This is a genomic window from Gorillibacterium sp. CAU 1737 (genome assembly GCF_039888655.1).
Classification (GTDB): Bacteria; Bacillota; Bacilli; order Paenibacillales; family NBRC-103111; genus Gorillibacterium.
Genome location: NZ_JBDQQO010000001.1, coordinates 606,387 through 619,046 on the forward strand (window position 1 = coordinate 606,387; position 12,660 = coordinate 619,046).

9 protein-coding genes are annotated in these 12,660 nt (G+C 54.4%); all 9 read left to right on the plus strand.

Annotated elements, in window-relative coordinates:
- Window positions 1-120 precede the first annotated feature (120 nt).
- The 9 genes from AAFN83_RS02835 to AAFN83_RS02875 all read left to right on the plus strand — a co-directional run bounded on the left by AAFN83_RS02835 (window position 121) and on the right by AAFN83_RS02875 (window position 12,651).
- A complete protein-coding gene (locus AAFN83_RS02835; RefSeq protein WP_347766886.1) occupies window positions 121-1,950 on the plus strand; it encodes a type 2 periplasmic-binding domain-containing protein in 1,830 nt (609 codons plus the stop codon).
- 152 nt (window positions 1,951-2,102) lie between these two features.
- Entirely contained in the window at window positions 2,103-3,869 is a 1,767-nt protein-coding gene (locus tag AAFN83_RS02840) for a sensor histidine kinase (RefSeq protein ID WP_347766887.1), read from the plus strand.
- Window positions 3,844-5,250: a response regulator transcription factor gene (locus AAFN83_RS02845; protein WP_347766889.1), complete on the plus strand. Its 1,407-nt coding sequence runs from the start codon at window positions 3,844-3,846 to the stop codon at window positions 5,248-5,250. Before AAFN83_RS02840 ends, AAFN83_RS02845 begins: the two co-directional genes overlap by 26 nt.
- Window positions 5,247-6,917 carry an extracellular solute-binding protein gene (locus tag AAFN83_RS02850; protein WP_347766891.1) on the plus strand — a complete coding sequence of 557 codons (1,671 nt, stop codon included), beginning with the start codon at window positions 5,247-5,249 and terminating at the stop codon, window positions 6,915-6,917. Before AAFN83_RS02845 ends, AAFN83_RS02850 begins: the two co-directional genes overlap by 4 nt.
- A 156-nt stretch (window positions 6,918-7,073) precedes the next feature.
- Window positions 7,074-7,520 (plus strand): transcriptional regulator MntR, encoded by a 447-nt coding sequence (gene mntR / locus AAFN83_RS02855; protein WP_347766892.1) that lies wholly within the window; start codon window positions 7,074-7,076, stop codon window positions 7,518-7,520.
- An 85-nt stretch (window positions 7,521-7,605) separates the two neighbouring features.
- The gene (locus AAFN83_RS02860) at window positions 7,606-8,298 is read left to right on the plus strand and encodes a response regulator transcription factor (protein WP_347766894.1); all 693 of its coding nucleotides are present in this window, start codon (window positions 7,606-7,608) and stop codon (window positions 8,296-8,298) included.
- The gene (locus AAFN83_RS02865) at window positions 8,288-9,454 is read left to right on the plus strand and encodes a HAMP domain-containing sensor histidine kinase (RefSeq protein WP_347766896.1); all 1,167 of its coding nucleotides are present in this window, start codon (window positions 8,288-8,290) and stop codon (window positions 9,452-9,454) included. The genes AAFN83_RS02860 and AAFN83_RS02865 overlap by 11 nt, the downstream gene beginning before the upstream one ends.
- Before the next feature lie 72 nt (window positions 9,455-9,526).
- A complete protein-coding gene (locus AAFN83_RS02870; protein ID WP_347766898.1) occupies window positions 9,527-10,288 on the plus strand; it encodes an ABC transporter ATP-binding protein in 762 nt (253 codons plus the stop codon).
- Between the two features lie 8 nt (window positions 10,289-10,296).
- Complete coding sequence (locus tag AAFN83_RS02875; RefSeq protein WP_347766899.1) at window positions 10,297-12,651, plus strand: FtsX-like permease family protein; 2,355 nt, start codon at window positions 10,297-10,299, stop codon at window positions 12,649-12,651.
- The last annotated feature ends 9 nt before the right edge of the window (window positions 12,652-12,660 follow it).

A 12,660-nucleotide genomic window follows, 5' to 3' on the forward strand; every position in this document is an offset into this window, starting at 1 on the left:
GGAGGCCCAAGCTTTTCTCGTAGCGATTCTCATCAAGCCAATGATATGGATCCTCGAAGGCGGAGTTAATCCAATAGAGCACCGATTTCTTTACTCAAGAACTCATGGGAGGCAAGAGCGATGAGAGTGAAACGGGTATCCCTTCTCCTGATGGCGATCATGATGATCGTCGTCATGGCCGCTTGCGGCAAAGGAGACAAGAAAACGGCGGAATCGCCATCCGCCAAGCCGGACAGCACAGCAAGCGCCCCGGCGGCCAGTACGGCTCCGAGCGCTGCAGGCGAAACCGGGCTGGATCATTCCAAGCCGTTGAAGCTTACAGTATTCTCCACCACGGCAAACTATGCGGGACCGCAAACCGGCTGGTTTGCGAAGGTCATCAAGGACAAGTTCAACATTGAGCTGGACATCGTCGCCTCGAACCTGACGGGCGGGGATACGAAGATCTCGGCCATGATGGCTTCCGGCAATATGGGCGACATCATCATTTTCGGGGACGACAAGAACCATTACCCGAACGCGATCAAGGGGAACTTGCTCCTCGATTGGACGAAGGACGGTCTGCTGGACAAATACGGAACGGAAATCATGAAATCGTTCCCGAAGGCAGTCGACAAAGCAAAGGTAGCGTTCGGCGGAGGGTCGGCCGTCTATGGGGTCGGGAACAGCGTAGCGACCAACCCAACCGGTCCTTCCGAAGGCAAGGACATGACATGGGGGCCGGACCTGCGCTGGGACCTCTATCAACAGATTGGGGCTCCGGAAATCAACTCGGTCGAGGATTACTTGACCGTTCTGAAGAAGATGCAGGAGCTTGAGCCGAAGAATGAGCAAGGCAAAAAAACATACGCGTTCTCGCTCTGGGGAGACTGGGACGGCAACTACAAGATGACGCTCGCCAAGCAGTTCGCGAACATGTTCGGCTATGACGAAATTCCGGATACGGCGGTCTATGTGAAGGCAGATGAAGAAAAATACTATGATTTCCTCTCCGAGGACAGCTGGTACATGAAATCGTTGAAGCTGTACTTTGACGCCAACCAGATGGGCCTGCTGGACCCCGACTCTCTGACCCAAAAGTTTGATGATGTCGTCGCGAAGTATAAGGAAGGCCGCATCCTGTTCTCCTGGTTCCCGTGGCTTGGCGCTTCCAATTACAACACCGCGGAACGGACTGCCGAAGGCAAAGGCTTTGCTCTCGTCCCCTTCAAGGGTGAGCTGATGTACTCCACCGGCTTCAACGTATACGGAGGGAACGGCATCATCGCCATCGGCTCCAAAGCGAAGGATCCCGCTCGCATCATGGAGTTCATCAACTGGATGTACACGCCGGAAGGGGCTATGCTGTCGGCTGGCAGCGGGACGGCGATTCCGAATGGTCCGAAGGGGCTTACTTGGGACATTGATGCAAGCGGCAAGCCGGTCGTGACGGAGTTCGGCTGGAAAGCATACACCGATCAACAGAACACGAAGATTCCGGAAGAATACGGCGGCGGGGACTACTACTACGGTTCGAACCAAATGAACTTCTCCTTTGTTGTACCGGCTATGGTGAACCCGGAAACGAACGAGCCGTACGACCACAACCTGTGGAAGACGACGCTGGAGCGCAACCCCACCAAGCTGGAGAGCTCCTGGAGAGAGAAGATGGGCGTGCTGACGGCAAAGGAATACTTTGAGAAGAACAACCTGCTTGCTGTCGCTCCGCAAGGCTTTACCGGCAAAGAGCCGTTCATGATGGACAAAACGTTGGAGCAAAAGAACAAGCAGATCGGCACGGTCATTCAACAGATGTCCTGGAAGATGGTCTTTGCCAAGAACCAAGCTGAATTTGACAAGCTGAACAAGGAAATGCACGACAAGGTCAACGGACTCGGCTATGCCGAAGTGCTGGAGTTCTCGATCAAGAAGGCAGAGGAACTGTTCGAGGCTCGCAAGAGCGTGAAGTAATTCGCTAGCAGTGTAGAGGAGATCAGGCTGGGGTGGCATCGCCGTCCTGGGCCTGGTCTCTCTCTTCTTCCAAAATCCTGTCCGCCGTTTGAAGGGTTTATGGTATTCTTGGAGGAGATCAGAATGATAGCGCTGTCAAGGGAGAGAGGCGAATGATCGGTAGACGCAAATCCGCGAGCTCGTCTCGTCCGCGCGTCAAGTCTTTGCGAAGAATTCTCGTATTCTATCTGCTCGCTGCGGCGCTGCTCCCCCTGATCGTCGTCGGAGTGACCGCGTACTATTCCATCTATTCCATTCTGTCCGGCAAGATCGCGAGCGGCATCAATGCCGGTCTGGAGCAGCAGGCCTATCGCTTGGAAAATGCCTTCGATAACCTGGATTATGCCTCCAAGCAATTCGCGCTGGACGGACAAATAGTCGAAGAGATGTCTTCCTTCTTGCAAGAAAGGCAAATCTATCGAAAAGCTCAGTTGATGACCTCCATCAATGAGAAGATCAACCTTGTGAATTTTACGAATCCCTATATCGGGCTCACTGCTTATCTGGCACCGGAGAGTGCGGACCCGGTTCTGGTGACCAGCCTGAGCGCCCGCCGAGATTTTGATTTTGAAAAGCTGCCGCGCTTCATGCATTACAGTGGAGCGGATTATTATGGTCCACATCCGACTATGTATTCGGTTGGCGATAATCTCGTTCTGTCGGAACGCCGCGCCGTGAAGGTGAGCGGCTATCCGGTATACATCTACCTGGAAACCAACTACAGCCTGCTGCGCCGCGTATTCGACCAAGACAGCTATGGGATGAAGATGCAGCATATGCTCGTCAGCCAAGACGGCGGTCATGTCCATGTGATCGAAGGCGAGCTTCCCGAGCGGGTAACCCAAGCAGCTGCGCTTCCTTCCACAAGCTCTCATGACGAAGTGGAAGGCTATCATTTGTTTCGCTACACCAGCCCTCAGGGCTGGCAGCTTGTTGCCGTCGTCAAGAAGACGGTGTTCAATCGGGAAATCTACGACTGGGTCGTCAAGGTCGTCGTGCTGGCTTTGTTCACCCTGCTGTTCGCTGCAAGCCTGGGCATTCTCGTCTGGCGCCGTATGTATGCACCTCTCCGCAAGCTCAACCAGGAAATCAATCGCATGGCCGAAAATGTCACCGCTCCCGTGACCTTCACACAAGTGGAAGAATTCGACCATGTGCTGAATAACTTTCAACAGATGAAGGAACAGGTCAATGAGCTGATTCAAGCCGTAGCCCGCAATGAAAAGCAAAAAAGCCAGTTCGAGGTGGAGAAGCTTCTCAGTCAGATCAACCCTCATTTTTTACACAACACCCTCAATACCGTCCAATGGCTCGCTAGACTGAACGGGCAGAAGGATATCGACCGCCTCGTTACCCTTTTGGTGAAGGTGCTTCATTATAATTTGGGCAAAAACAGCCTGATCGTGACCATCGAGGAAGAGATGGAAGCCATTCGCAATTACATGGAGCTTCAGCGCATTCGGTACGATTACGAATTCGACTTTCGGGTTGAAGCGGATGAGGATGTCCTTTCGGCAGCGGTTCCGCGATTTCTACTGCAGCCGCTCGTGGAAAACTCGATTTATCACGGAATAAGCGACAACGGGTGGGTAGAGGTGCGGATTACCCAGGACGGAGAATCCCGCATTTTGCTGCGAGTGAGCGACAACGGAGCCGGCATGACCGAAGAGGAGATTGCGAAGCTCCTGGCCGGAAAATCAGAGGAGAAAAAAGGGCTTGGCATCGGCTTTTCGTATGTCTCCCGCATGCTTCATACGTACTTTGGCTCCGAGATGAAGCTAGATATCGTCAGCAAACCGGAGGAGGGCACCACCGTCAGCATTCTCATTCCTCGCAAGCGAAAGGAGGATCTTGATGATACGAGCGGCAGTCGTGGATGATGAACGCCTCGTGCGAAAGGGCTTCATGTCCCTGATCGATTGGGCAGCCTTCGGCGTCATGATGGTCGGAGAGGCCGGGGACGGGAAAGAAGCGCTCAAGCTGATCGAAACCGAAGCCATCGATTTGCTCTTCGTGGACATCTCCATGCCCGGCATGTCCGGTTTCGAATTGATCCGACACATCCGGCAGCTTCACCCTCATATTCATTCGGTCGTCCTGACCTGCCATCATGAATTTGACTACGTGCAGGAAGCGCTGCGGATCGGGGCAGTGGACTATATCGTGAAAACCTTGCTTGAGGTGGAAAATGCCGATGAGACCATCGGCCGGATCGTCGATAGGCTCAAGTGGGAGGAGAACATGCGCAGCGGCGGCTCGCGAGAAGGAGCAGGACGCCTCTCCGCTGAGAAAGCCATTGTCTACTTCCCGCTGGATCGAAATCAGGGAGCGGAGAAACTGATTTCGCTTCCCATCGTGAAGAATCACCCGCTGATTGATCTGGGAGAGCTGTGGCTTTCTCCCTTGCGGCAGCGCATTGGTATGGAGGAAGCGCGCAAAGAAATTCGGGACCGGCTCGGGGACGCCTGGCTCACTGTCTTGCTCACAGAGGTCCGGCCTGTCCCGTTTTCCGAGCTTGCTGCCCTGTGCTCCGAGAATCTTCAGCAAGCTCTCTTTTATCATCCCGAAGGGCATCTCCCGCTTGCAACCTTGTCCTTTAAGGATCTGCGGGCAGCGGCGGAGGCTCCAGCGGCAAAGGGGGACAGCGGGGTGCTGGACCAAGCGCTTGATCTCGCTTGGTCGCTCGTTCCGGCGGAATGGGATCGCTTCTTCGAGCAATTAAGCAGGCAGAGGCCCCCGTATTCAAGCGTGCTCGCTTTCGGACAGAGGCTGCTGCAGGATTGGGGGCCCTTTTTGCCGGATGGGGAAGAGCTGGCGGCCCTACGCAAGGCACTCCTCGCGTGTCACAATATGCAGGCGTGGAGGGGATGGCTGCGCGGCTTCGCCGATCTGACTGCCCGCCGCATGCTGGAGTTGGGCTTCACGCGCGAAGTGATGCAATGCATGTTTCGGTCTGTTCGCTACATGCAGGCGAATGCGGGGCAGAAGATCAACCAGAACGAAGTCGCGGCTTCGATCGGCATGAGCCGGGGGTATTTCAGCCAGTGTTATGCGCGTTTTGCCGGCATCCCGTTTGGGGAGAGCTTGCGGAACATGCGCCTGAATCAGGCGAAGCGGCTGCTGCTGGATACGGAGCTTCCCATATGGGAAGTGTCCAGCCGCTCCGGCTTTGAAGACGAGCGCTATTTCAGCAGGCTGTTTCGGGAACACGTCGGCAGCCTGCCCAGCGAATTTAGGACGAGAGGGGGAAGGGAACGATGAGGAAGCGTAAGCTCGGTCTGGCGTCCCTGCTCCTCCTGGCTGTGTTGGCGGCCGGGTGTCGCGAGGATGCCGCAAGTTCGAATGGGGAGAAGCCGGATGCTTCGTCGGCTCCGCTGGAAATGGAGGCTTACGGGAAGATGCCTCGGCCTGTTACCCTTCGCATCGGCTTCAAAATTCCCGATGCTCAGATCATGATGGGAGACAGCAACGACAACAACACGGTTACCCGGTATCTGGAGAGCGTTACGAACATTCGGGTGAGCCATTATTGGGAAGCGAAGGGCGATGAAGCGTTCTTCCAACGGGTTCAGATGGCCATCGACAGCAACGACTTGCCGGATGCGATGGTGGTGGATCGAGAGCAATTGGAACGGCTGATCCAGAACGACATGATTGAAGATTTAACGGATGTCTTCGACAAGTTTGGGTCATCGCTCATCAAGAACATGTATCGATCCACGGAAGACCAGGTGCTGACGGATGCTTCTCGTGACGGCAAGCTCTACGCGCTGCCGAATGTAGCGCTCCAGGCGGATTCGGCAACCCTCCTGTGGGTGAGGGAGGATTGGCTGAACCGATTGGGACTTAGTCCGCCCGAGACGCTGGATGATATTGAGCGGATCGCCAAGGCTTTCGTTGAGCAGGACCCGGACGGCAACAGCAAGCGAGATACGGTGGGCATAAGCGGATATCGCAACATTGTCTACGGGCAAAAGCCGCACATCAACGGCTTTGACTCCGTCTTTTATGCGTTTGGTGCGTATCCCGGCAACTGGATTCGGAACGAGCAAGGAGAGATCGTCTACGGCTCCGTCACTCCCGAGACGAAGGAGGCGCTGGGCAAGCTGGCGGACTGGTATGGGCGCGGGCTGATCGATCCCAATTTTCCGCTCTATAAGGAGACGCAAGAACCGATCATCGCAAGCAAGACGGGGATTTTCTTTGGCCCCTGGTGGATGCCGTATTTCCCGCTGTCGGACGCAATTCGCTCCAATACAACGGCGGAGTGGCGTGCCTATGCAGCACCGCTGAATGCCGAAGGACGCTTCGTCATTCATCTCGCCCCTTCGACGGATCGGTTCCTCGTCGTGCGCAAGGGCTACGAGCACCCGGAGGCGGCGATCAAGCTGGTCAACGCCTTCACCCGATTGGAACGAAGACAGGACCCGAATGAAGCCGCGAAGGAACTGGATGATTTTTCGGCCAAGACCGGTATTCAACCTCGTGCGTATTACCCCTTTGACTTATTGATCGATTATTCGGATGCCATTGAGAGTCACTACGCCGATCTCCAGCAAGCCCTGCATGGAAAAGTAGACCCGGAGCAGTTGAATCCGGAAACTCGCCTGCTCTACGACAAATTCAATCAGGAGACGGAGCAGCCGAAGAAGGACATGGAAGGCTGGAAAGCCGTCAACGCCTATAAATACGGGATGGGGGTTCTCGCCTCCACGCCGAGCGTCAAGGTGAAGAGCATCTTCTCCGGGGTGACGAAGTCGATGCCGGGGACCTGGAAGGACCTGCAGAGGATGGAGAATGAGGCCTTCTTGAAGATCATCGTGGGGGATTCACCGCTCGAGGAATTCGACAATTTTGTGAAAGAGTGGAAGCTTTCCGGCGGCTCGCAGATCACGAAAGAGGTAAACCAAGCCATGCCGAGTCCATAAAAGAGGTTCCTGCTCCTGTTCATTCGAGAGGGTTCGACGGCAGCATCCGAGCATTCGACACCTCTCCTCGGGAGGGTTCGACTGGAAAGTCCGGTTGTTGCGCTCGCCGTCGGATTCTTTTATGATGAAGAGGGTTGAACATAAGGAGGAACACGCATGGTTGCTACGCCGAGTATGGAAGATTACTTGGAACGGATTTACAAGCTGATCGATGAGAAGGGCTATGCCCGGGTTTCGGATATTGCCGAAGGGCTGGAGGTTCATCCTTCGTCCGTGACCAAGATGATCCAGAAGCTGGACAAGGATGATTACCTGGTCTACGAGAAATATCGCGGCCTCATCCTCACGTCCAAGGGTAAGAAGATGGGCAAGCGCTTGATGGACCGCCACAAGCTGCTGGAGAGCTTCCTCACCGTCATCGGTGTCAAGGAAGAGAACATCTACCCGGATGTGGAAGGAATCGAGCATCACCTCAGCTGGGAGTCGATCACCTGCATCGAGAACCTGGTTGACTATTTCACCTCCAACCCCGAACGGCTGGAAGAGCTGATGGGCCAGTTGCATGGCAACGCAGAGCCTGACCCCGCCGCCAAATCATCATAGAGCGCCTGACGAAGACGGGAGAATCCCGTCTTTTTTGTTGTGGGTGGAGATTAAAAGGAACAATCATCCGCATGGGAGGACGTGCATGCAAAAGCAAATTCTGATCGTGGACGACGACCTGGACCTGTCCGCTATACTTGGCGAGATGCTGGAGAGCTACGGGTACGGAGTGGCTTATGCGAAAAATCGGGAGGAGGCCTTTTCCAGGCTAACCGACAATACTTACCACCTCATCCTGCTGGATATCAACCTTCCGGAAGGGACCGGATTTGACATATGTGAGGAGCTGCGCCGGGTATCCACCGTCCCGATCCTGTTTGCCAGCGCCCGGACGAGCGAGCAGGACCGGATCACCGGTTTGGATATGGGTGGCGACGACTATTTGGCCAAGCCCTATTCCCTGAAAGAGCTGCTCTCCAGAGTGAACGCGCTGATGCGCCGTACCTATGGATTCTCGGAAAAAGAACGATTGGTTTCCTTCGGGACCATCTCGGTGAACCCGGCGGCTCGAACGGTCGTGAAGGCGGGCAAGAGCCTTTCCTTGTCTCTCAAGGAATTCGATTTATTGGCATGTTTGTGTCGAAAGCTCGGTACGGCGGTTCCCAAGGAAGAGCTGCTTTCCGAGGTGTGGGGGCCCTTCAATCTGATTGAACCGTCTACGCTAACCGTTCACATTCGTTGGCTGCGGGAGAAGCTGGAAGATGACCCGGCTACACCCCGTTACATCAAAACCGTGCGCGGGGTCGGGTACCTGTTGGAGGTGCCGGATGAAACGTAAACTCGTGACGGTTACGGTGGCGTTTGGGTTCAGCATTCTCCTTGTCATGGCGATCCTGGCAGGATATTTACGGGACAATGGAGCATCGGAGGAGAAGGCGGAGCAGATCATCGCCCTAAACGAGATCGGACAGCTTGCTCGGGCCGCTCTTACCGATGGGGACGAGCAACAGCTGCTTCGGATAGATGAAAAAGTCGAAGCCCTTCAAAGTCGTTTGCGCCAGGCGACGAATGATCCGACTTCATCAGGCTACCCGACTTTGATTCTAGGGGCGGGAATCGCTTGCTTGGCCTTCCTCATTCTTCTTATTGGTTATGTGTACGCTGCGATTCTCTGCCCCTTTGACAAGATGAAGCAGTTCGCGGAGAGCATCGCAGCAGGAAATTTCGATTTGCCGCTTCGTTATGAGCGATCCAACTATTTTGGCGCCTTCACGTGGGCGTTTGACAGCATGCGTCGGGAGATCATCCAGGCACGGTCTTCGGAGAGAGAAGCGATCGAGAACAACAAAACCGTGATCGCGACACTGTCTCACGATATCAAGACCCCCATTGCCTCGATTCGCGCTTATGCAGAAGCGCTGGAAGCCAATCTGGACAAGACGCCGGAAAAGCGAGCCAAGTATCTGGAGGTGATGATCCGCAAATGCGAGGAGGTCGCCCGGCTGACGGACGACCTGTTCCTTCATTCCTTGTCGGACCTGGATAAGCTGAAAATCCATCCCGAGCGAGTGGAGCTGGCGGGGCTTCTGGAGCAAGCGTTGGAGGAGCTGTCTACGGAGCAGGATATCTCTTTTGAGAAGCCGGCCTTCGCTTGTTATACCTGCGTGGATCGCAATCGAATAGTCCAGGTTATCGAGAACCTGGTAGCCAATGCGCGCAAATACGCCAAAACTCCCTGTACGGTTACATTGGAGAAAGAAGACAGCGAGTTGACGATCCGGTTTCGAGATTATGGAGAAGGCATCCCCGATGAGGACCTGCCCTTCATCTTCAACAAATTCTATCGAGGTCGGAATTGCGGTAGCGAGCCGGGTTCAGGACTCGGCTTGTCCATTGTCCGATACATTATGGAGCAGCACAAAGGCAGGGTTGCACTGCGCAACCTTCCCGACGGGTTGGAGGTAACGCTGACCTTATCCGAAGCCGTCTCTTAAGGATTTCTTAAGGTAAGCTCAGGTAAAGTGAGGGCATCACGCAATCCATCCAACCTGGAAAGGAACGGTTCGATGAAGAAACCGATTCTATCAGCAAGAGGCCTGTGTAAGAGCTATGCTCACAACAGCGTCCAAACCCACATCTTGAATCATGTGGATGTGGAGCTTTATGAGGGAGACTTTACGGTGGTCATGGGCCCCTCGGGCTCCGGTAAATCCACCCTCCTGTATACCCTGAGCGGGATGGATCATCCCACCGCGGGTCAGGTGCTGTACGGAGGCGAGAACATCGCCGCCTATCCGGAAAAGAAGCTGGCCCTTCTCCGGCAAGGGCAGTTCGGATTCATTTTCCAGCAGATGCATCTGGTCACCAACCTGACCTTGTTTGAGAACGTGGCTGTACCAGGTTATCTGAACAAGGACGTCTCGACCCTGGAGGTCAACACGCGCGCGAAGGAGCTTCTGGAGAAGATGGGGCTGGTTGAACTGATGAATCGATTGCCTTCCCAAGCTTCTGGCGGGGAGCAGCAGCGGGCTGCGATCGCACGAGCCGTCATCAGCCGTCCCAAGCTTCTGTTTGCTGATGAGCCTACCGGAGCCTTGAACCGAAAGAACACGACCGAGGTACTGAATTTGCTGAGTGAGATGAACAAGGAGGGGCAAAGCCTGCTCATGGTCACGCACGATCTGCGCGCGGCCCTTCGAGCTGCGCGAATTCTGTACCTGGAAGACGGCAAGCTGATCGGGGAGCTGTCCTTGCCTCCCTATTCTCCCGATGATGAGAAGAGCCGCGAAACGCAAGTAAACGCCTGGCTCTCCTCCTTGAAGTGGTGAGGTGGCCGATGGAAACCTTTATCCTGCTGAGAGCCGGAATTCGGCATAAGAAAGGCGCCTTCTGGAGCATCGTCGTCCTGATGTTCATCATCACCTTTTCCATCACAGCCATCATCAGCGTCAACGGCAATATTAAATCCAACCTGGAGCACGCCATGGCTGAGGCGGATGTAGGCGATGTGGTGGCGTTTGTGTGGGCGACACCTGGCAATGCGGACATGGTGAGCAAAATCAGGGAGAACGCCCAGGTGGATCGATTGCGGGAAGAGGAAGCACTCACTGCCACGAGCATTACCATCAACGGCAAAAACTCCACCAACCATACCCTGCTCCAACGATACGTTCCCGGGACTTTCCAATACCCCGTCTTTAATGAGTCACGAAATGGATTTGAGAAGTCTCCCAGCCCATTGGCCAAAGGCGAGATTTTTGTCCCGCTCAGCTATGCGTCCCTATACAACTGCAAGGTCGGCAGCTCCCTTGTCGTCAAAACGAACGCTGGAGAGAACGTGTTCCGAATCAAAGGTTTTATCCAAGAGCCTTTTGTCGGTGCGTATTTTATCGGGATCAAAAGCCTTTTCATCACAGAAGATGATTATTCCGAGCTGAAAGCTCGAGTGGACAGCGAGACCGAGGCCGTTCAGTTGCTGCTGGACTACCGTCTCCTGCACATTTTTCAAGCGGATTCTTCCGAGCTAACTGTTCCTCAGTTCAAGAAGCAGCTCCACGCGGAAACCGGGTTTCTCGATTACTCCTTCGCTACCTTGCTCAAGGAGGATTCCATTCGCTACAGTCAAATTTTTACGAAGATCGGAGCTGGCATTCTTACGGCTTTCGTCATCCTGCTCTTCCTCATCGTGATCATCATTATCGGGCATAGCATCAGTACCGGAATTGAAATGGATTCCGTCAACATCGGCGTTCTGAAATCTCAGGGGTTCACGAAGGGGAAGCTCCGCCAAGTGCTTACTCTTCAGTACTTGAGCGCTCAGTTGATCGGGGCCGTAATGGGGAATTTGGCAGCAATTCCGCTCATTAAGTGGCTCGGAAGAATCTTTCAGCCCATCACGGGGATGCTGGCAACCGCCGATGTAGCGGTCGTCAAAAGCTGGGGGATGAGCCTTGCGATTTTGCTCCTGGGAAGCCTGTTTGTGTTTGGGAAAACCGCACGAGTGGGAGCCATAACACCGCTTAGGGCGATTGCAGGAGATCGGGAGCCCATCTACTTCGACAGTCGGTTGAATCTGGCGGTCACCAAAAGGGGGTTGGACGCGCTCATCGCCTTCCGTCAGTTCACCTCGGATAAGAAGCAATACGCCGCTCTCCTGATCATCGTCGGGATTCTGGTTTATTTCATGATCAGCATGACCTTGCTTACCCAAAGCATGACCCCTCAGTCTGTCCGGGAAAGCTACGGTAATTTTCAATCGGATGTTGCCTTGACTCTAAACAATCGGTTTACGCTGGATCAAACGGCTGCCTTGGAGGAAGAGATCGGAAAGCTCAGTCCCGTTAAGTCTTCTCTCTATACCGCTAATTTCTATTTGACGGTGGATGGCAGCGAATACCACACGACCCTGTACAACGATCCAACGAAAATCAAAAGCGTGACCAAGGGCAGGGCACCTCTGTATGACAATGAGATTGTCGTGACCGAGGTGCTGGCGGGAGAACTCGGTAAGGCGTTGGGGGATACTGTCACCATTAGCTACCGAAGCGGCAAGGCGGACTACCTCATCTCCGGCTACTATGAAAGCATGAATGATGTAGGCAGAAGCCTGGCGATGTCCTTGGCTGGAGGCGAGAGAATCTACCCCATGAAGGCGCAAGAAGGCCATATTCAACTGGCGAAGCCAGACGAAAAAGAAGCGGTCATCTCCATGCTGAATGATCGGTTTGGAACGGTTTTGACGTCCAAGGACGCGGAGGATGGAATGGACGTCGACCTGATCTCGACGGCTCTTGACGGGGTCACGATGTTTATCTTCGCAGTTTCCGTGGTGTTCGCCTTCGTCGTGGTGTTCATGGTCTGCAACCGAACGTTTCTCAAAGAGAGGCCCAACATCGGGATTTACAAAGCAATGGGCTTCACCTCTGTAAGGCTGCGGCTTCAATTCGCCCTGCGTTTTCTGCTGATCTCGGCGATGGGATCGGTTATCGGCATCCTCGCAAGCGGGATGCTCAGCAATCGCATGATCTCGACCTTGCTCCGATCTCTGGGCATCACCAACTTCAAGGCCTCTTACACCCTGTTTAGCCTGTTCTTTCCGGCTATGCTGATCGGCTTATGCTTCTTTGTGTTCGCTTACCTGGCTTCTGCAAAAATTAAGCATGTAACGCCGAAGGAGCTTATTGTGGAGTAGGTGTTCAGC